This is a genomic window from Brevundimonas viscosa, assembly GCF_900116065.1.
GTDB classification, from domain to species: domain Bacteria; phylum Pseudomonadota; class Alphaproteobacteria; order Caulobacterales; family Caulobacteraceae; genus Brevundimonas; species Brevundimonas viscosa.
The window spans coordinates 90539-109476 of sequence record NZ_FOZV01000008.1 but is presented as its reverse complement, the minus strand read 5'-3'; the positions used below and the strand labels follow the sequence as shown (position 1 = coordinate 109476).

Below are 18938 nucleotides of genomic sequence, written 5' to 3'. Positions count from 1 at the left end.
TGGCCTTCCACTTGTAGAAGGTCGCCGAGCTGACGCCGTGCCGCCGGCAGACCTCCGACGTCGCTACACCGGCCTCCTGCTCCCGCAGGATCCCAATGATCTGCTCTTCCGTGAACCTTGACCGCTTCATTCTGTCCGTCCTTTCAAGGGGCGGACTCTAGCTATTCCTGGAGGAGTTTCAGGGGGTCACGTCACCAGGTGAACGTGTGGAACGACTTCGAGGTCGAGCGGACGGTCTTCGCCGATCGCACCCCGGCGCGGCCGATCGCCTTCGTCGAGAGCCGCTACATCGACCCCCGCACCTTCTGGTCGCTGCGCCTGCGCAAGACCTTCTGACGGACCTCCCCCGCCCGCCGTCCCGGGGCGGGGAGGAAGGCGCGGACACCGGCCTCCCCCGTCGCCCGCGCCCTTGGGGCGGTTCCTGCAAGGGAGCCGCCCCAAGCTCTTTCAGGGCGTCGCAGGACGCCGACGCAAAAAGGGCGGAGCCGCGAGGCTCCGCCCTTCGTGTTCAGCCCTGTGCAGTGATCAGGCCGGGGTGCTGGCGTGCGGCCGGGCGACGTTGCCGTCCTCCTGCCCGCGATCGGTCAGATCCGGCCCCGGATGGTTGTCCGCGTCATTGGCCCCATGCGACCAGCCCTTGATGAAGAAGCTGATCAGGATGAAGGCCACGCCGATGCCGACGCCCCACTTGCCGAGCGTATCGAAGCCGGCCAGCGAGGTCTGCAGGGCGCCGGCCGGGTCGAGGACCTGGCCGCCGACCGTCTCGGTGCCCATCAGGCCGGCGATGTGGCCGCCGACGAACTGGGCGATCGAACTGGCCAGGAACCACACGGCCATCATGAAGCTGACCACCGAGGCCAGCGACAGCTTGGTGATCTCCGACAGCCCGACCGGCGACAGGAACAGCTCGCCGGTGGTGTGCAGCATGTAGAGCAGCGCCAGCATGATCAGCGGCATCTGGAAGGCGCTGTCGACCATGCCCGACCCGGCGGCCCACACCACCACCAGGAAGCCGAGGCCGACCTGCACGAGGCCGAGGCCGAACTTCATGGTCGGGTTGGGGTCCATCTTCTTCGAGGCCAGCCACGCCCACATCGCCGCGAAGATCGGCGCGAAGATGAGGATGAAGCCGGCGTTGAACGACTGCACCTGCGCCGCCGTGATGGTGGCGTCGATCCAGAAGCCCGAGGGGGTGATGCCCGCCTCCGCCAGCTGGGCCGGCGTGCCGATGGTGATGCCGAGGAACTGCATCGCCACGGGGGTGATGGTCAGGTCCACGTTCCGGTCGGCGAACAGGTTCAGCGAGGTGCCGGCCTGCTCGAAGAGGGTGAAGAACACCACGGCGCCGAAGATCAGCACCACCGCCAGCATCATCCGCTGGCGCTGGACCCAGGTCTTGCAGACGAAGGCGATGATCCAGGCGATGGCGATCAGCGAGAGCACCGTCGAGATGCCCAGCACCCAGCCGACAAGCGCGTTGCGCTGGACCATGAACCAGACGATGCCCACGCCGAGGAGGGCCAGGAGGTAGATCAGCCACTCGCGGTTGATCGGCCCGAACAACGGGCGCTTGATCAGCTCCGGGTTCGGCGGCTCGCCGTTGCCCTGCAACAGAGGCTTGCCCAGCACGAAGACGACGAAGCCGAGCGCCATGCCGACCCCGGCGAGGCCGAAGCCGGCCCACCAGCCGACGGTCTGTCCGAGGTAGCCGCACAGAACGGCGGCCCAGAAAGCCCCGAGGTTGATGCCGTAGTAGTAGAGGGTGAAGCCGGAATCCCGCCGGGGATCGCCCTGCGGATAGAGCTGGCCAACGATGGTGGAGATGTTCGGCTTCAGGAAGCCCACCCCCATGATGATCAGCGAGATGGCGAGATAGAAGACGTTGACGCCGCTGGAGTCGCGCGTCGCCGTCATGACGTACTCGCCGGCAGGCAGCACGGCGGGCAGCGAGGCGCCCGCGGGAAGGCCGTCGAGCTGCAGTCCGCCGCCTTCGGCGGGGCCGAAGTCGTAGCGCTGGCCGTCGACCATGATGCCGACCTCGCGCGCCGCGCCGCGACCTTCGCTGACGACCTCGTACTGGGCGCCGGCGTAGGTCAGGGTCTCGGTGGCCGGGCGGCCCTCATAGCCCATCAGCCCGTGACCGGCGACCAGGAGCAGGGCGCCGAAGGCGATGGCCTTGCGGGTGCCGATGTAGCGGTCGGCCAGGATGCCGCCGACCAGCGGGAGCAGGTAGACCAGCGAGGTGTAGGAGCCGTAGGTCGACGAGGCCATGGCGTCGTCGAACAGGAAGTGCTGGGTGAGGTAGAAGATCAGGATGCCGCGCATGCCGTAGTAGGAGAACCGCTCCCACATCTCGGCGAAGAACAGGATGATCAGCCCTTTCGGGTGGTTCTTCAGGATCTGCATCAGCACCGGGATGCCCGTGAGGGCGGTGACGATCAGACCGACGATGATGACGATGTTCATGCCCGGGCTCCCCCTTGGCGGGCTTCAAGCCCGTCAGACGCGCCTCGCGCGCCCCCTGCGACCGTTCCGTTCAACGGCTTACTCCCTATGACTCTGCGCCCCACCTGACGCGCAAGGGCGCATAAGCAGCACGGCGGGCAAAGCCGGACAAGGGTTAAGGGTAAATTGGCGTGAACGTCGGGGGCGGCCGGGGCCGCAACCGCGCTCAGACTTCGACGAGGTCCAGCCGGCGTTCGATCCGGCCGAGCCGGTGGTCGAAATGGTCGATCCGGCGGTTCAGGCCGTTCACATTGGCTTCCAGTCCGGTCAGCCGCACCTTGATGTGGTGCATGTCTTCCTTGATGTTGACGAGGTCGGTTTCGACCCGTCCAAGCTGCGCCTGGATTTTCTGAAGCACCGGAACGACGATGTCGGTCACTTCTGACATGGGCGGAACATAGCGTGAAAATGGAGCTCTGCCAATGAACCCCTGGCTCGTCGGCGCCGCCGTCCTCGCCCTCCTCGCCGCGCCTGCGGCCGCCCAGGAGGCGCCGCGCTGGTCCTTCGCCATCCACGGGGGCGCCGGCGTGATCGAGCGCGACAGCCTGAGCCCCGAGCAGGACGCCGCCTACCGCGCCGCCCTGCACCGCGCGCTGGAGGCGGGCTCGGCGGTGCTGGCGAACGGCGGCGCGGCGCTGGACGCCGTGCAGGCCGCCATCCAGGTCATGGAGGATGACCCGCTGTTCAATGCCGGCCGCGGCGCGGTCTTCACCGCCGCCGGCCGCAATGAGCTGGACGCCGCGGTCATGGACGGCTCGAACCTGCAGGCCGGCGCCGTCGCGGGCCTGACCCGGACCCGGCACCCGATCGCCGCCGCCCGCGCGGTCATGGAGCAGTCGCCGCACGTCATGCTGATCGGCGAGGGGGCGGAGAGCTTCGCGGCTTCGGTCGGGCTGGAGCAGGTGGAGCCGTCCTTCTTCTTCACCGAGCGTCGCTGGCAGGGGCTGGTCCGCGCCCTGACCGAGGCGGGGCAGCCGATCCCCGAGCGGCCCGAGGGCGCGCCGGTTCCGCAAGCGGCTCTCGACGCCGCCGCGCCCCCGCTGAACGAGCGCAAGTTCGGCACCGTCGGGGCCGTGGCGCTGGACAGCCAGGGCCGGCTGGCGGCCGGCACCTCGACCGGCGGCATGACCGCCAAGCGCTGGGGCCGGGTCGGCGACGTGCCGGTGATCGGCGCCGGCACCTACGCCTCCAACGCCGACGGCTGCGCCGTCTCGGCCACGGGTTCGGGCGAGTACTTCATCCGCTCGACGGTGGCGCGCGACATCTGCACGCGCACCCGCGACGGCGCGACCGTGCAGGCGGCCGCCGAGGCGGAGATCGCGGACGTCGGCTCCATCGGCGGGGACGGCGGGGTGATCGTCATGAGCCCTGACGGGACCTCCGCCTTCGCCATGAACACCTCGGGCATGTACCGCGGCAGCGTCGCCAGCGACCGGGCCGCCGCCGTCGCGATCTACGCCGACGAGGACGTGCGGCCGTGAGCCAGGGCGCGACCATCGACCTGGCCGGGAAGTTCGCCGCTTTCTCCGACCATTGGCGACCACGGGTCGCCGCCCGGCTGAACGGGCAGGACGTGCGCCTGGTGAAGGTGCAGGGCGTCTTCCCGTGGCACAGCCACGCTGACGCCGAGGAGATGTTCCTGGTCTGGAAGGGCGCCTTCCGGGTCGAGTTCCGCGACCGGATCGAGACGCTGGGAGCCGGGCAGTTCATCGTCGTGCCGCGCGGCGTCGAGCATCGCACCGCCGCCGACGAGGAGGCCGAGGTGCTGATCTTCGAGCCGTCGGAGGTGGTCAACACCGGCGACGCGCCGGCCTCGGAGTTCACCGCGCCCCAGGGGCAGACCGTCTGATGGCCGGCCGCGACCATCCGGGCGTCATCGCGCCGCCGCCGCTGATCTACTTCGCCTTCCTGCTGGCCGGCTGGGGGCTGCTGACACTCGGCCAGAGCCCGTTCGGCATCGACGCCGGCTTCGGCTGGCTGGCGTGGGGCTTCGGTCTGGAGACCCCGGTCCGCCGCGGCGTCGCCATCGTGCTGATCGTCGGCGGCCTGCTGCTGGACGGCGCCGCGGCCGGCTATTTCCGCCGCATCGGCACGGCGGTCGAGCCGTGGAAGCCGTCGACGGCGCTGGCGACGAAGGGACTCTACGGCCTGAGCCGCAACCCCATCTACCTCGGCTTCGCCGTCACCTACGTCGGCCTGTCGATCGCAATGGACAGCGTCGCGGCGCTGGTCCTGCTGGCCCCCTGCCTGTGGGTCGTCGACCGCTTCGTCATCCGGCGCGAGGAGCGCTATCTCGCCGCGAAGTTCGGCGCCGAGTACGAGGCCTATCGCACCCGGGTGCGGCGGTGGCTGTGAAGAGGAATGGCGCGCCCGTGAACCCGCATGCGGCCCTCGCGCTCGCAGCCGCGCTCGCCCTCGCTCCGCCGGTTTCGGCGCAGGAGGTGTTCGGGCGGCAGGTCGTCGTTCCGGCCGTGCGGGGTGAGCCGGAGCCGGGGACCGTCTTCGTCGCCAACTGGACCGCGACCCAGCAGGGCTTCACCGCCCTCGTCGCACGGCCGCGCAGCGAGGACGCGGCCGTGATCGCAGAGGTACGGGCAATGGGCGACGCCGCCCTTCCGCCCTACCTGATGGAGATGGGGCGCAGGATCGCGGCGACCGATCCGGTCGAAGGCGCCTACTGGTACCGCGTCGGGCTTCTGCGCAGCCAGTGGGCCGGCTTCAACTGCGCAGACACCTCCGCGCGTCAGGCCGTGACCATCCTGATCATGATCCTCAACGAGTCCGATCCCGAGTTCGTGGCGCGCCATGACCAGCCCGCCGTGCGCCTGCCGACCTACGAGCGCATCGGCGACGGCGATGTCGTGTTCGAGAGCACGGCCAGCGCGTGGTGGATCTGCTCGCACGGCGCGCGGACCATGACCGCCGCCCTCGCCGCCGGGCCCGACGGCCCCGGAGTAATACCGCTCGACGTCTGGCGCGCGCCCCAGGCCGAGCGCGACCGGATGGAGACGCGTCTGCGGGAGTATCTGCCGCAGTGGGCGGCCGCCGACCGGGCCGCCCTGGAGGCCTCGATGCCATGACGTCCGATGATGAACTCTCGGAAATGGCGCTGGAGGAACTGGACGCCGCCTGCGCCCTGCCGTGGCCCGACATCCGCAAGATCACGCCCTGGGGCGACAGCTTCACGGGCTTCGCGCCCTCGGGCCGCGAGGTGGAGATCGAGCGCCGCTACCTCTGGGCCCACGAGCCTGAGGGATCGGTGGCGGTGGAGGTCGAGGTGCGTGCGGTCGGGGCCCGGCAGGGGGCTGAGGCGCGGGCGCTGATCACCCCGAACGTCTGAGGCGTTAACCTTTTCCCGTTGCCAAGCGTGGCCGTCGCGGCAGAATACGCCGGCCGCAGACCGCGGGCGCATGGGCGGGGAGCTTCATGTCTTACGGCAGCGACTTCGTCTCGGCCGATCCGGCGAACGCGCCGCTGGATCCGCCGTTGCTGGTCGGCGCGGATCCGGTGCTCTGGCTGGCCCTCGGCCTGCTGCTGCTCGCCGCCGGTCTCTTCGGCTGGTGGCTCGGCGTGAGCTCCCGCGCCCACGAAGGCGACGCCACCCCCGCGATCTGGAGGGCCATAGACAAGGCGGCCAAGGAGGCGATGAAGGCGGACGATCTCGCGCTGCGCGGGCGGGCCCAGCATCTGCTCGAGACGATCGATCGCCGTCTGGGCCGGACCCTCGCGGCGGTCGTCGCCGTCTCCGTGGCCGACCCGGGACTGGCCGGGCGGGTCGGCGACCTGCGCGCCGCCGTGGCCGGGCGGCCCGCGCACCGCCATGGCCATGGCGATGGCGACGACCACGCCGATCACGACGGCGCCGGCGGAACGCATGACTCCCCGGACCTGGGCGAGCACGGCGGCTCTTCCGCGGCGGACGATCACCGGGCGGAAGGGCCGCGCGCGTCGGCCGTCGGGGCAGCCATCACCATCAACGTCGCCGGAGCCCCGGGACGGAGCGACGGACCCGACGCCCGCCGCCCCCGCCGCCGCGAGATGACCGCCCGGGAGCAGACGGACGCGCTGCGCCTCGCGGTGGCGGCCTTCAACGAGCACTGGCGACACGAGTCGCGGCGGGTGGCCGAACTTCGCGCCGCCCTCGCCGAGCTGACCGGAGTCGGGGAGCGCGGATCGCGCCTCAGCCGCGGCTGAGACCGGCGGCGGTGGTTCCCCCGCCCGCCGAAACCGGCTAGGCCTCGGGCATGAAACTCGCCTCGCTCAAGCACGGCCGGGACGGCCGCCTCGTCGTCGTCTCGGACGACCTCGCCTGGTTCACCGACGCCTTCCTGATCGCGCCGACGCTGCAGGCGGCGCTGGACGACTGGGACCGGGTCGAGCCCGACCTGCGCGCCCTGGCCGAAAGCCTCGAACACGGCGGCGTGCCGCGCGGCCGCTTCCACGAGCGCGAGGCCGCCTCGCCCCTGCCCCGCGCCTACCAGTGGGCCGACGGCTCGGCCTATGTGAACCACGTCGCCCTCGTTCGGCAGGCCCGCGGCGCGGAGATGCCCGAGAGTTTCTGGACCGACCCGCTGATGTACCAGGGCGGTTCGGACAGCTTCCTCGCCCCGCGCGATCCGATCCCGCTGAAGGACGAGGCCTGGGGCTGCGATCTGGAGGCCGAGGTGGTGGTGGTCACCGGCGACGTGCCCCAGGGCGTGTCGCGCGAGGAGGCCCTGTCGCACATCCGCCTCGTCGGCCTTGTCAACGACGTCAGCCTGCGCAACCTGATCCCGGCCGAGCTCGCCAAGGGCTTCGGCTTCGTCCAGTCCAAGCCCGCCTCGGCCCTGTCGCCGGTCTTCGTCACCCCGGACGCGCTGGGCGACCGCTGGAAGGACGGCAAGCTGCACGGCACCCTGTCGGTGCAGCTGAACGGTCAGGACTTCGGTCGCGCCGACGCCGGCGTCGACATGACCTTCGACTTCGGCACGCTGATCGCCCACCTGGCGAAGACCCGCAGCCTCGGGGCCGGCTCGATCATCGGCTCGGGCACCGTCTCCAACCGCGACGCCGACGGCGGCCCCGGCAAGCCGGTCTCCGAGGGCGGCCTCGGCTACTCCTGCATCGCCGAGGTACGCACGGTCGAGACCATCCTGCGCGGCAAGCCGGAAACCGGCTTCCTCAAGCACGGCGACACCGTGCGGATCGAGATGCTGGACGAGAAGCACCACTCGATCTTCGGCGCCATCGAGCAGACGGTGGCGCCCGTTTGATCGGCGCGGGCTCAGGGTAGTACGGGGTAACCCCTGAAAACCTTGGGCTTGGTCATGAGGACGTGGGTGGACACCCGGTCGACACCGATGTCCCGCGCCACCAGTGCCTCGGCTAGCCGGGTCCAGGAAGCCATGTCCGGGACGACGACCTTGAGCAGGTAGTCGAAATCCCCGGTGACATGGGAAGCCTCGACGATTTCCGGGATTTCCGCGACCGCGGCCTCGAAGGCGGCGAAGTTGGCCGGGTGGTGCTTCTCGAGCCATATCTCCGCGAACACGACGAGTCGCGGCCCCAGCTTCAGGGGATCCAGCCGCGCCATGTAGCCGTCGATCACCCCTGCCTGCTCAAGCCTCCGGACACGGGCGAGGCAGGCGCTGGGCGACATCGCCACCCGCTCCGCCAGCGCCTGGTTGGTGATCCGGCCCTCGGCCTGCAGCGAGGCGAGGATGCGCCGGTCGATCCGGTCGAGCATCACTTCTGCGGTCATGCCGACAGCGTACCGCAGATCCTGCGGTTCAACCACCGACCTTCCGTCACTGTCACGCCGCGACCGCCCCTATCCTTGCGCTATTGAGACCGCAGACATTGCGGTCGTTCGGAAGGAGACGGTAATGAGACAGATTCAGCCTGGCGATCGGTTCGAGGTCGCCCTGTTCGCCGCGGTTCTCTTCCTCGGACTGCCCGCGAGCATACTGCTCAGTGCAGCCCTGACGGGTTGAGGCCGGCCGACGGGGGCGCTGCGTTCAGGCGACGCAGCGCCTCCGCCCCCGCCTGCGCCGCCGGGACGACGATGTCCGGTTGGACGCCGACGCCCTCCCAATTGGTCCCGGTGACCGGGCGCCGCGCTTCGCCGATGGGCATGATCACCGTGAACCACGGCCCCAGGTCCATGCCCGTCGAGGGGTTGGCCCCGCCGCCCGTCGGCTCGCCGATCACCGTCGCCCGGCCCGACGCCTGCAGCGCATAGGCGACCGCCTCTGCGGCGGAGAAGGTCCCGGGCCCGACCAGCACCCGGATCGGCTGGTCCGGAAACGCCGGCGCCGCCACCCGGTTGGCGTAGCGTTCGAAGATGTCGCGGCCGCCGTCCTGGATACAGCCCTCCGGATCGGCCGGATCGGGGGCGCAGCGGCGGAACGAGATGTCCTCCAGCCGCATCGGCTCGGGCGCCAGATGCCCCATCAGCTGGCGCAGCGCGACCTCGCCGCCGCCGAGGTTGTCGCGCAGGTCGATCACCAGCGCCCGCGCCCCCGCCAGCCGCGCCATGACCGCATCGATCGCCGCCGCCGAGTCGGGGTGGCCGCTGAAGGCGGCGAGATCCAGCCAGGCGACGCCGTTCTCCAGCACCTTCGCCTCGCGCACGCCCCAGCCGTTGGCCGCCTCGACGGCCGCCATCTGCTCCAGAGTGGGCGGCGGGCCGGCGGCCGCCGGCTCGTCGCGGCTGCGCGGCTCCAGCCACACCTGCAGATGCTTGTCGCCGGATGCGACCAGCAGTTCCGCGTTGATCGTCTGCCGGAACGCCTCCGGATCGGCGATCTCCAGCAGCGCCGCACGCCGCGCCGCCAGCCGGGCCCGGATGGCCGGGGTGCGCTCGGCCATCACATAGTGGGCCAGGCGCCGTTCCAGGGTGTCCAGCGCCCGGATCCGGTGCTCCCGGGTGATCGCCGCATGACCGGCGCCCGGGACGTTCGCCGCCGCCTCCTGCGCCAGCACCGCCGCGGGCCCCTGGCAGGCCATGGCCAGTCCGCCGAGCGCCGCCGCCATCAGTCGTTTCATCCGCATCTTCGCTCTCCTTGCGGGGCAGGAGGCGCTGGCGACCGCAGACGGATGCGGCCGGCGGATTAAGCTTTGGACAGAACCTGAGATAGCGAAGCGGCGCGGGACAGGTCTAGGATGCGGAGCCCGAACGGAGTCCTTCATGCGTCTGACGTCGCTCCCGCCCATCCTCGCCCTCGCGGTCGCCCTTCCCGCGGTGGCCCAGGACGCCGCCCGCGACTGGGATCTGCACCGAAACACCCGCACCGACGCGATCATGGCCTACACCGTCTACGACAATGGCCTCGGCATCGCCGTCCGCTGCGTCGACGGCGGCTACGAGGCCTTCCTGTCCGGCCTGCCGGCTGCCGGCGCGGGCGAGACCCGGACGCTGGACGTGGCCTTCGCCGACGACGAACTTGCGCCGCAGTCCTGGAACGTGGGCGTCAACGACACGATCGCGGTGAGCAGCTTCCCGGCGCCCTTCGCGCGCAAACTGCGCCAGGGCGGGCGGCTGCAGATCCGCGTCCCCGACGGGGCCGGGCCGGGGCGCGCGCTGCGCTACGACGTCACCCTGCCGGCTTCGCCCGGCTCCATCGACGAGACGCTCACCGCCTGCGAGCGTCCGCTGGTCGACCCCCGCGACGCCAGGCTCGACTCCTTGCCGGAGAGCGGCCTCCCCGAGAACCTCGTCTGGGCGCGCCGCCCGGTGGTCGATTTCCCGTCCCGCTCGCGCTACGCGCGCGGCTTCGCCGTGACCACCTGCCTGGTCGATCCCGACGGGGCCCTGAGCGACTGCACCATCGAGACCGAGCATCCTCGCGACGGCGGCTTCGGGGGGGAGACCCTCCAGGCGGTGCGTCGCGCCCGCGTCCGCGACACCGGCGGACTGACCGACCTGCCCCCCGTGATGGTCTCCTTCAGGGTCAATTTCGTCATCCAGGGCTATGAAACCCGCGAGGATCGCGAACGCATGCGCGAGAATCGCCGCAAACGCCGCGAGGAGCGGGAGGCCGAAGGTTGACCCGGACGTCCCTCCCGCGACGGATGCGCTCATGAGCGACCCGCTGATCCTCGGTCTCGCCGTCCTTCTGGGCGCGTCGGCCCCCGCGACGGACCCCGAAGGCGACTGGGATCTCGCCATCCGGCCGGAGCTGGGGCTTACGGCGGCGTCGCTGACCTTCGACCAGAACATCCTCGCCCTCCGCTGCCGGGAAGGCGTGCTGGACATGCTCGTATCCGGACTGCCGGTCTCGACCGGGGAGTCGCGGATGGTGCGGGTTTCGGCCGGCGCGATCGCCGACGAGGAACAGCGCTGGTTCGCCCGTCCCGGAGAGCCGGTTCTCGGCCCCGAGGAGCCCGCCCGCCTGGCCCGGCAGCTCCGCGCCGGCGGCGAACTGGATCTGCGGGTCGAACCCGAGGCCGAAGGCGAGCGGCCGCACCGCTATCGCTTGCCGATCCCGGCCTCGGCCGCCTCCGTCGATACGGTGCTGGCAGCCTGCGGGACGCCGCTCGATGAGCCCCGCGATCTGTTGCGCCGGGCGTCCGGCGTCGATTCGCCGATCTGGCGGGCGCAGCCCCGGCCAGAGTTCCCGCCTTCCCGGGAAGCCATGCAGTCGGGCAGCGGTACGGTGCAGGTGTCGTGCGTGATCGGTCCGGCGTGGGAACTTGCGGACTGCCGCGCCGAGACGGAGACGCCGCCGGGCGCCGGGTTCGCGCAGGCCGCGATCCGGGCCGCGGAGCGTGCCGAGATATCGCCGCCCAGGTCGGGAGCGGACGTCCGCGGTCAGGTGATACGGTTTACGGCGCGCTTCCGGCTGGGGAGTTGATCCTGCAAGGCGAGCGAGTTGCATTCCCCGCGAGGGGGCTCTACCTCCCCCGCCATGCGGGCGTGGTGAAACTGGTAGACGCGCCGGACTCAAAATCCGGTTCCGAAAGGAGTGTCGGTTCGAGCCCGACCGCCCGCACCATAATCAAATCAATGGGTTAGCGCCAAACAGGCGCCGCTTAGGGGCGGCGTCGGAGGCACGACGCAAGCCCATTGTTTTCACTCAGCTTTCACGCATTTCGCCGGCTTTCGCCATTCTCCGAGCGCCGCCGCAGCGCCGCATGGTTGCCAAAACGTTCTCAGGCTGATCATCTCATCGGCCTGTGTCCTTGGGGCGGCCGCTCAACGGTTGCCTTTGGGAAGGGGACGGCTTCTCCATGAGCACAAGAAGTCACCGGCACAATCACTATGTACCCGAGTGGTACCAGAAGCGGTTCCTCCCTGCAGGGCAGCACCGGCTGCACTACCTCGACCTTCGGCCAGATAGGGTTGAGAGCGACGGCCATATTCACACACGCAGGGCCCTCAATTTCTGGGGACCTAGACGGTGCTTCGCTCAGGACGATCTATACACGACGTACGGAACGGATGGCGAAAACACAGATGTCGAGCGGTTCTTTTTCGGCAACTTAGACAGGACGGCACCGTCGAGCGTTGAGTTCTTCGCCAACTTCGACCACCGAACGATCGAGGAGGGGGCGTTCGAGACTTTTCTGCGCAACATGAGCGTTCAGAAGCTTCGGACTCCAAGAGGGATCGCTTGGCTGCGAAGCGTGATCGGGACACCCGACAGGAACGCCCTGCTTCAAGAGCTCCAGCGTCTCCAGAACCTCTTTTGTGCGACTTGGACCAATTGCGTCTGGCAGATCGCAGACGCGGGATCATCACCGACGCGGTTTATCCTCTCCGACAACCCCGTCACCATCTACAACCGCGATTGCTTTCCGGGTGCACGGGAGTGCCGCTTCCCGAATGACCCTGATGTCCGTTTGGCCGGGACTCAAACGATCTTCCCGCTAAGCTCGCAGAAGGTTCTTCTGCTGACCAACCTAACGTGGGCTCGCAACCCCTATCAATCGGCGACACGGCTGGGCCCCAACAGGCGGCTCATGCGCGACGCCATGTTCCACTTCGGAGACATCCAGATCGGCCGGCAGTTGTCGGAAGAGGAAGTGGTCGAAATCAATTTCATTATTAAGAAGCGCGCCGACCGCTACGTCGCCGCTGCTGATCCAGAATGGCTCTACCCCGAGCGAGCGATCCGTTGCGATCACTGGCGGAAGCTTGGCGATGGCTACTTGCTGATGCCCGACCCCAGACACGTCCACATGGGCGGAACTATGTGGGCGACCTACACCTCCGGCGAAACCGTGAGCTACAACGAGTACGGTCACCGTCCGTGGGAGCGAGAATTCGAAAACACGAAGCGGGAGCAGGTGGAGAGGGAGGCCTTATTGCGTTTTCAAGCCGAATGGGCCGCTCTGCACGGTCCGTATTATAGAGGATTTACCAGCCACTTTCGCGACCGAATGGATCAGCCCGTAACCGATGAGTACCATCGGCATTTGGTCCGGTTGGATGAGTTGACCCGACTACGGAACGGTGAGCGCCAACGCCGGCGTCGGCTAATGCGCGGTTGACCTCCGCGCCCCGTTCAGGGGTTGGCGATCAGCCGCTCGCTCGCCTGCGCCAACGCGTCGTCTGCGTCCGGGTCGCTCCACAGGTGCCCGTAGAGATCCATCGTGAGTTGGATGGTCGAGTGTCCGAGCAGGTCCTGCACCTTCTTCGGCGAGAGGCCCTGCGCGATCCAGAGGCTGGCCGCCACGTGTCGCAGCGTGTGCGGGCTGAACGCCGTCACCGGCCGGTTCTTGCTTTTGCTGTCCGGCAGCATCTCGACCAGCTCCGCGCGACGCATCAGCGGCAGCCAGCACCCGTTGATGAAGTCGTCGTAGAACCAGACGTGGCCACCGTCCGGCGCGGGGAACAACCGGCCGCTCGCGCGGACCATCTGGAGCTGTCCGTTGCGGTGGCTGAACGCCCGCACCGGACCGCGCGCCAGCCGCCAGGCGCGCACGGCCAGGGCGGCGGCCTCGCCGACCGGCACATCGCGCCGGGCCTTGGCCGACTTCGGAGGCCCGAGCGTGCGGTGACGCCGCTGAAGGCGTTCGCGCACACGGACCGTCGCGCCCTTCGGCTTCAGCACAAGCGCATCGTCCGCGAGCCCGAGGAGCTCTGAGATGCGCAAGCCGCCGAACATGAGCAGGCGCACCACCGCCGTGTCCCTTGCAGCGTGCGGCCCTTGCCCAGCGGCGGCGATCAAGGCCGCCAGCGTGGCCTTGTCCGGAAGGTTGAAGCCGTCGCCTTCCTCGTCGCTCGTCCGGCGCGTTCGTTCCACGACGCAGGCCTGTGCGGGGTTGGTGTGCAGCCAGCCGCGTCGCATGCCGAACTTGCACCAGGTCACCAGCGTGCGGCGCACGCGGGTCGCCAGATCGGCGGAGCCCGTGCGAGCGAACGTCTCATCGAGGAAGGTCTGGATCGAGGGGGCTGTCAGGTCGCACAAACGCCGGCGCGCGAAGCCGGGATCGGCGGCGAGGTGGATGCTGGACACTGTCTGGTAGCCGTCGAGCGTCACCGCCTCTCGTTCGCCGGCCTTCACCAAACTGTCGAAGTACCGCATGTGCGCCGCCGCCAGCTCGGAAACGGTCATGGCCGACGAACCGCCGACTCGGCCCGCGCCCACGTCGCGCAGCCAGGCATCGGCCTCGGCCTTGCGCGGGAAGTTCTTCGACTGGCGCTTGCCGTCGGGGGCCGTCCACGTCGCCCGCCAGCTCGTTTTCGTCGAGCCGTCCTTGCGGCGCGGATGCGTGATCTTGCGAACGTTGGCCATGCGCCCTGCCCTGCTGATCGTGAATTTTTGCACGGTCGGGCGGGGCCGTCACGCCCCGCCCTTCCTGCGCTACTGCGCCAGCGTCGCCGGATCGCGCTGCCACGCGTCCAGCTCGTCCACGAAGGCGTACAGGCCGAGGCCATCCGCCTTCCGGATCGGCACCCGCCAGCGGCGCTCGCGAGCCTGGTAGACCCAGCGGGCAGGCTTGCCGAGGTAGGCGGCGATGGCCTCGGCTCCATCGAGGCGGCCCTTCATTGCGCCGCCTCCCCTTCGAATACCGCGTCCGGATCTGCAGTAGCCGGGCGTTCGGCCCAGAGGGCCGCGAGAATGGTCTCCCGATCCGCGCCCAGAAGGTCGTCCCCCTCCTTGACGAGCAGGGTCGGTTCTCTCGTCTGCTTCCCGCAAAGAGGAGCGCAGCCCGCGGGAGGGCGACCAACCATCATTCGCCCCAGCTTCACGCATCCGCACCTCCGAAGCGTGGCCGCGATGCGGCCGTTGGAGATGCGTTCACCGTGAAGCTGCTCCCTGATGTAAGCGCCGATCTCGTCGAGGCTCATCACCCGACGCCCGAGGACGCCGTCACCTTCGGCGAGGCCATCTTCGATCAGTTCCTCCAGCCTTGAGCGGGCGGCTTTCCGCATCTCCTCCCGAGCGAGCGTGTCAGGAGCTCGGCCCTTGGCGTTGAACCCCGAAACGTCCCGATCCAGCAACCACCGGGCCGCCATCGCCGCGCCACCGTTCGCGAACCACTTCACCAGTGCGCCATAGTACTCGTCGGGCATGGGCGTGCCGTCGTTCCACGTCACAAAATAGCGGCGGCCCAATCGCGACAGCGACAGCGCGTTCTCCATGTTTGTGAAAAAGACCGCAGCGATGAGGTTCGGCACATGGAACTGGGGCTGGTACTTGATATTGACCCGCAGGGTATGCGGCGGCGCGGCGATGACGGGCTTGAGCTTGTTCATCATCGACTTGCGCTCGCTCATCTCCATTTCCTCGACGAGCAGCAGACGAGTGTTCTCCAGATAGTCGGTGTTGCCGCTCGCCAAGTCTTCGGGGCCGATCTCGCGCACGTTCGCGTGGCCAATGGCCGCGCGCACAGGGGCCAGCATAAGGTCTTTGCCCATGCCCTCGGCTGTCGAGCCGACGACGAGGCACCAGTTAGGCTTCTCGCCGGGGTTCTGGGCGATCCATGCCAGCCAATCCAGCACGATCCCGCGCTCCCGCTCGTCGGGGACGACGAACGCGACGTGATCCAGCCAGACCTTCACGTCCTCGTCGGTCGCCGAGGCGGGCAGGTCCGGGGCCGGGTCGCGCCAGCGGTTGACGCACGGCCCGGTGAGGCCCGGCAGGTTCTCGGTGACGATCAGCTCGCCGCCCGGCCGGTAGGTCACGCCCTTGACCTTCCGCAGCCGCTTCGGGGACGAGACAAGCACGGCCCAGGCGCACTCGGTGTTCGAGGTCGGCGGCCCGATGTGGCTGTTTCGCACGTTGAACATGGTCCGCGTCAGCAGCTCGCTGGTCCGCAGATCGCAGACCCGCTCCAGCCGCTCCACCCAGACGTAGTTCTCGAACATCCGCTCCACCTTCGGGGCGACAGGCGGACCCTTCGACTCCTCGCCCTCGGGCGGGGCTTCGGCCACGGCGTCGAAGTCCTCCTCGGCCCCGTGGAAGGTGCCGTCGCCCTCGTAGGTGGCGTAGGCGCTCAGAAAATCCCATCCGACCGCGAAGGGTGCCGTCAGCGTACGCCAGGTGTCGGCCACACTCTCCGGCGTGTTGTCCGCCCACTGCAGGCTCCAGTCTTCCCACAGCGAGAAGGCCTCGCCCTCGGCCTCCGGGCCAGCGCTGGCCTTCACCGCTGCCCCGATCTTGAGCCAAGTGTGACGGTCGACGTCGTTCGGAACTGCGGCAAGGGCCCGCCCGACAGCATCCACGTTCGGTGCCCGCAGGCCTTCCTGCCACACCCCATTCCGCGTCCGCCCACCTTGGTGGGCAACACGCTGCGTAATTTGGCAGCCTTCCCGTTCAAGGAACGAATTCAGGTGACCATAGAAGTTGTCCAGCTGGTCGGGGGTAATGGACGTCAACCCGGTGGGTCCCACCTCCACGGGAGACCTGCCGTCCCGCCAGTAGTACGGTTGGCCGGTTTTGGGGTGCACCCCCTCCACCACGTAGTACTGTCCGTCCCCGAGGAATTCGACGGCCTGGTCGTCGCCACCGACCCGAGGCTTGATCGGTCGGAACGCCACCCGCCGTTTTGTAAGCCCCTCGGCAGAATAGACCAGGATGCGGCGCGCCCCTCTGCCAAACCGGACCGGGGCCGACCCGAGGTACTCGAAGGCCAAGCCTTCAATAGCTTGGGCAAGATCGGGTTCATCGACGTCGATGTCGAGGGCAGGGTATTTCCGCCCCTGCATCCCGATGCTCGCACCCCACGATGCCCACAGCTCAAGATCGGTGGATGTTGATCGCGCATCCGACCAGTTCGCGTAGCCGACCCAGCCGTGCGGTCGCTTCTTGCCGGGGATCTTCCCCTGCCCCCTTTCCAGTGCCCTGAATGAAGGGCTTTGGGGGCTGATTGTGGAGCCGGGCGGTATGACCGGCAGGATCTCAGATGTGAAGTTGGCGCCATCGTAGGCGCTGAAACGGCGGTTCATGATATAGGGCCTCAGGCTCCTCAGCCGTCCCGGACGCACCGTCCCTGGTCATGCGGGAAGGGTGAGGAGAATGGTTGCGTTTCGACAGCTCCAAGAGCTGCCCCCAGGCCTCGCGACGGCCGATACGCACCCTGAGGCGAAAGGGCCTTTTACGCCTCCCACCGCGACCTTGGTCGGGCCGGGTGTCTGGCGAGCAGTCGTTGATTGAGTCGGTCGGTCTGCCAAGCCCGATCAGCCGTTTCTGCAGAAAATTTGCCGGGGCATGGTTCAGGGCATTTGCGTTGCCGCTTTGCCCTCCCCCCCGGGGGGCCGGGGCTGCCTCTCCTGCGCCCTGAGTGCAGGCCGAGGCCGAGCGTGCCACCATCATCCCGGAAAGGATCGTTTGCGAGACGACTTGCGACTCCGTTGAAAAACAATGGCTTGCGCGTATCGAAATCCAGTCTCAAAATCGCGGCATGGAAATCGGATATGCTCGCGTCTCAACCGGGGACCAGAACCTCGACCTGCAAGAGCAGGCGCTCCGCGGGGCAGGGGTGGAGAAGCTCTACAGTGATCGGGCCTCAGGAGGCGCGGTGAGCCGGCCGGGTCTCGATCAGGCGCTGTCGGCATTGAAGCCAGGCGATGTGCTGGTCGTCTGGCGCCTCGACCGACTCGGCCGCTCCCTGCCACACCTTATCGACGTTGTGTCGGCCCTCGGGGCCAAGGGCATCGGGTTCCGCTCCCTAGCCGACGGGATCGACACCACTACCGCGCAGGGGAAGCTGGTTTTTCATCTGATGGGCGCCTTGGCGGAATTCGAGCGGGCGCTAATCAGCGAACGAACCCAAGCCGGTCTTCGGGCCGCCAAGGCGCGCGGCGCTCGCTTGGGGCGTCGGCCGGTGCTCGCGCCGGCACAGATCGCCCATGCCCAGAAGCTGGTTGCAGATGGGGAAAGCCCCACCGCCGTCGCGCGGACTCTGCAGGTCGGGCGCGCGACGCTCTACCGGGCGCTCCGAGCAGCGGAGCAGAACCGACCTGGTGATCTCGCGTCTCGTCTCTCTAGGCGGAATTCGAAAGTTCGTAGTGATCAGTAGCCTAGTGAGCCAGCTGCAGCCCCGTGGAGCTCTTCGGAAAACCCGCGTGAGACGCGAGACGCGGGAGCGCCGCTCAGTAAACAGCACCAGCTCCCCCGCGGGCGAAGCCATATCGCTTATCGATATGCCGCTATGCCTGTATATTCAGGTCGCATGCATTGAGAACCGCCACAACTTGTCGCCGTCACCGGCCAGCTGTGGCGAGCGCCCGCTCTATGGCCTCTTCGACGACCGGCGGCCGACGCATTAATGGCATGCGCGCGGTGGTGATCTGGAGCTGATCACCAAGCCTGATATCCGCGTCTGCATCCTCACGGAGACGCGTCGCGGCATCGGCAATCATGAACACCGCCGCGGCATCGTACTCGTTGCCTCCGAAGTCCTGCGCCAACCGCGTGGTCTTGTTGAAGAGCTCCGAGTCAGGCCCGCCTGCGACCTCCAACCTGCGTCGATACTCCCGCTCAATCACGCTGATCGTCTTCATGCGCAGGCGGATCAGCCCGAACCATCGAAACATCGCGCCCCCCTTCGCTCACCGCAAAATGACACGATTGGGGGACAGCCCAAGCGAGCGCGATCGCGACATCTCGTTCCATGGACCTGGTGGTCATCTTGGGGCGGAACATCCGGCGGCTGCGCGAGGAAGCGGGCGTGTCCCAAGAACAGCTTGCCTTCGACGCCGGGATGAAGCGGAGCTACCTCAGCGACATGGAGCGTGGAGTGCGCAATCCGACGGTGAAGGCGGTAGGCCGATTGGCAGCCGCCCTGAAAGTGTCGCCGGCCGAGCTACTGCGCATAGAATAGCCAAACGCCGCGGCCTCTGGCGGAGACGGAGCAAGGAAGGCGTGCAAGCGCACGAGCCCGAGTACCCGCCAGATATGCTTGTCGTCGACTTCTGCGGGTCACAAATGACCAGCGACTTGGAGTTGCTGCGCGTCGTATTGGCCCGGGTCGTCGATCTGGGCCAGCGGGCGGCGGCCGAG

The 18938-nt window shown here is 68.5% G+C and carries 22 protein-coding genes and 1 tRNA gene; 14 read left to right on the top strand and 9 right to left on the bottom strand.

Going from position 1 to position 18938, the window contains the following annotated elements; genetic code table 11:
* A partial coding sequence (locus tag BM333_RS13635) for a transposase (protein ID WP_143105830.1) occupies positions 1-130 on the bottom strand: 130 nt, incomplete at its 3' end.
* Between the two features lie 68 nt (positions 131-198).
* On the opposite strand from BM333_RS13635, the gene BM333_RS16020 reads away from it, so the two are divergent.
* Positions 199-336, top strand: coding sequence for a hypothetical protein (locus BM333_RS16020; protein ID WP_177221903.1), 138 nt, complete (start codon positions 199-201; stop codon positions 334-336).
* Between the two features lie 189 nt (positions 337-525).
* Here BM333_RS16020 and BM333_RS13630 read toward each other — a convergent pair whose 3' ends face one another.
* The gene (locus tag BM333_RS13630) at positions 526-2466 is read right to left on the bottom strand and encodes a peptide MFS transporter (RefSeq protein ID WP_092312809.1); all 1941 of its coding nucleotides are present in this window, start codon (positions 2464-2466) and stop codon (positions 526-528) included.
* A 205-nt stretch (positions 2467-2671) separates the two neighbouring features.
* A complete protein-coding gene (locus tag BM333_RS13625; protein WP_092312806.1) occupies positions 2672-2893 on the bottom strand; it encodes a hypothetical protein in 222 nt (73 codons plus the stop codon).
* Between the two features lie 34 nt (positions 2894-2927).
* Here BM333_RS13625 and BM333_RS13620 point away from each other — a divergent pair, with 34 nt between their 5' ends.
* From BM333_RS13620 to BM333_RS13590, 7 genes are all read left to right on the top strand, one after another.
* On the top strand, positions 2928-3986 hold the full coding sequence (locus BM333_RS13620; RefSeq protein ID WP_092312803.1) for an isoaspartyl peptidase/L-asparaginase family protein: 1059 nt from the start codon (positions 2928-2930) through the stop codon (positions 3984-3986).
* A complete protein-coding gene (locus BM333_RS13615) occupies positions 3983-4354 on the top strand; it encodes a cupin domain-containing protein (protein ID WP_092312800.1) in 372 nt (123 codons plus the stop codon). The genes BM333_RS13620 and BM333_RS13615 overlap by 4 nt, the downstream gene beginning before the upstream one ends.
* Positions 4354-4860: a methyltransferase family protein gene (locus BM333_RS13610; protein ID WP_092312797.1), complete on the top strand. Its 507-nt coding sequence runs from the start codon at positions 4354-4356 to the stop codon at positions 4858-4860. Before BM333_RS13615 ends, BM333_RS13610 begins: the two co-directional genes overlap by 1 nt.
* Positions 4861-4877: 17 nt before the next feature.
* Positions 4878-5585 (top strand): hypothetical protein, encoded by a 708-nt coding sequence (locus tag BM333_RS13605; RefSeq protein WP_092312794.1) that lies wholly within the window; start codon positions 4878-4880, stop codon positions 5583-5585.
* Positions 5582-5845: a hypothetical protein gene (locus BM333_RS13600; protein ID WP_092312791.1), complete on the top strand. Its 264-nt coding sequence runs from the start codon at positions 5582-5584 to the stop codon at positions 5843-5845. The genes BM333_RS13605 and BM333_RS13600 overlap by 4 nt, the downstream gene beginning before the upstream one ends.
* An 86-nt stretch (positions 5846-5931) precedes the next feature.
* Complete coding sequence (locus BM333_RS13595) at positions 5932-6699, top strand: hypothetical protein (RefSeq protein ID WP_092312787.1); 768 nt, start codon at positions 5932-5934, stop codon at positions 6697-6699.
* 50 nt (positions 6700-6749) lie between these two features.
* Positions 6750-7757 (top strand): fumarylacetoacetate hydrolase family protein, encoded by a 1008-nt coding sequence (locus tag BM333_RS13590; RefSeq protein WP_092312784.1) that lies wholly within the window; start codon positions 6750-6752, stop codon positions 7755-7757.
* Positions 7758-7768: 11 nt separating this feature from the next.
* Here the strand turns inward: BM333_RS13590 and BM333_RS13585 are convergent, their stop codons facing one another.
* Entirely contained in the window at positions 7769-8245 is a 477-nt protein-coding gene (locus tag BM333_RS13585; RefSeq protein ID WP_245777278.1) for an Lrp/AsnC family transcriptional regulator, read from the bottom strand.
* Between the two features lie 209 nt (positions 8246-8454).
* On the bottom strand, positions 8455-9537 hold the full coding sequence (locus BM333_RS13580) for a S41 family peptidase (RefSeq protein ID WP_177221902.1): 1083 nt from the start codon (positions 9535-9537) through the stop codon (positions 8455-8457).
* Between the two features lie 136 nt (positions 9538-9673).
* Between BM333_RS13580 and BM333_RS13575 the strand changes: the two genes are divergently transcribed.
* The 4 genes from BM333_RS13575 to BM333_RS13560 all read left to right on the top strand — a co-directional run bounded on the left by BM333_RS13575 (position 9674) and on the right by BM333_RS13560 (position 12978).
* A complete protein-coding gene (locus BM333_RS13575; RefSeq protein ID WP_177221901.1) occupies positions 9674-10534 on the top strand; it encodes an energy transducer TonB in 861 nt (286 codons plus the stop codon).
* A gap of 31 nt (positions 10535-10565) precedes the next feature.
* Positions 10566-11339, top strand: a complete 774-nt coding sequence (locus tag BM333_RS13570) for an energy transducer TonB (protein WP_177221900.1) — start codon at positions 10566-10568, stop codon at positions 11337-11339.
* Positions 11340-11395: 56 nt separating this feature from the next.
* A tRNA-Leu gene (locus tag BM333_RS13565) sits at positions 11396-11480 on the top strand.
* A gap of 235 nt (positions 11481-11715) precedes the next feature.
* The gene (locus BM333_RS13560) at positions 11716-12978 is read left to right on the top strand and encodes a DUF4238 domain-containing protein (protein WP_092312772.1); all 1263 of its coding nucleotides are present in this window, start codon (positions 11716-11718) and stop codon (positions 12976-12978) included.
* 14 nt (positions 12979-12992) lie between these two features.
* Here BM333_RS13560 and BM333_RS13555 read toward each other — a convergent pair whose 3' ends face one another.
* From BM333_RS13555 to BM333_RS13545, 3 genes are all read right to left on the bottom strand, one after another.
* A complete protein-coding gene (locus BM333_RS13555; protein WP_092312769.1) occupies positions 12993-14225 on the bottom strand; it encodes a tyrosine-type recombinase/integrase in 1233 nt (410 codons plus the stop codon).
* A 69-nt stretch (positions 14226-14294) separates the two neighbouring features.
* Positions 14295-14480, bottom strand: a complete 186-nt coding sequence (locus tag BM333_RS13550; protein WP_092312766.1) for a hypothetical protein — start codon at positions 14478-14480, stop codon at positions 14295-14297.
* Entirely contained in the window at positions 14477-16882 is a 2406-nt protein-coding gene (locus tag BM333_RS13545; RefSeq protein ID WP_092312763.1) for a DUF5906 domain-containing protein, read from the bottom strand. Before BM333_RS13545 ends, BM333_RS13550 begins: the two co-directional genes overlap by 4 nt.
* Positions 16883-17217: 335 nt before the next feature.
* Between BM333_RS13545 and BM333_RS13540 the strand changes: the two genes are divergently transcribed.
* Entirely contained in the window at positions 17218-17955 is a 738-nt protein-coding gene (locus tag BM333_RS13540) for a recombinase family protein (RefSeq protein ID WP_425425136.1), read from the top strand.
* A 184-nt stretch (positions 17956-18139) separates the two neighbouring features.
* On the opposite strand, the gene BM333_RS13535 is transcribed toward BM333_RS13540, so the two are convergent.
* Entirely contained in the window at positions 18140-18472 is a 333-nt protein-coding gene (locus BM333_RS13535) for a hypothetical protein (RefSeq protein ID WP_092312757.1), read from the bottom strand.
* 77 nt (positions 18473-18549) lie between these two features.
* Between BM333_RS13535 and BM333_RS13530 the strand changes: the two genes are divergently transcribed.
* Positions 18550-18759, top strand: a complete 210-nt coding sequence (locus tag BM333_RS13530) for a helix-turn-helix domain-containing protein (protein WP_092312754.1) — start codon at positions 18550-18552, stop codon at positions 18757-18759.
* Positions 18760-18938: the final 179 nt, after the last annotated feature.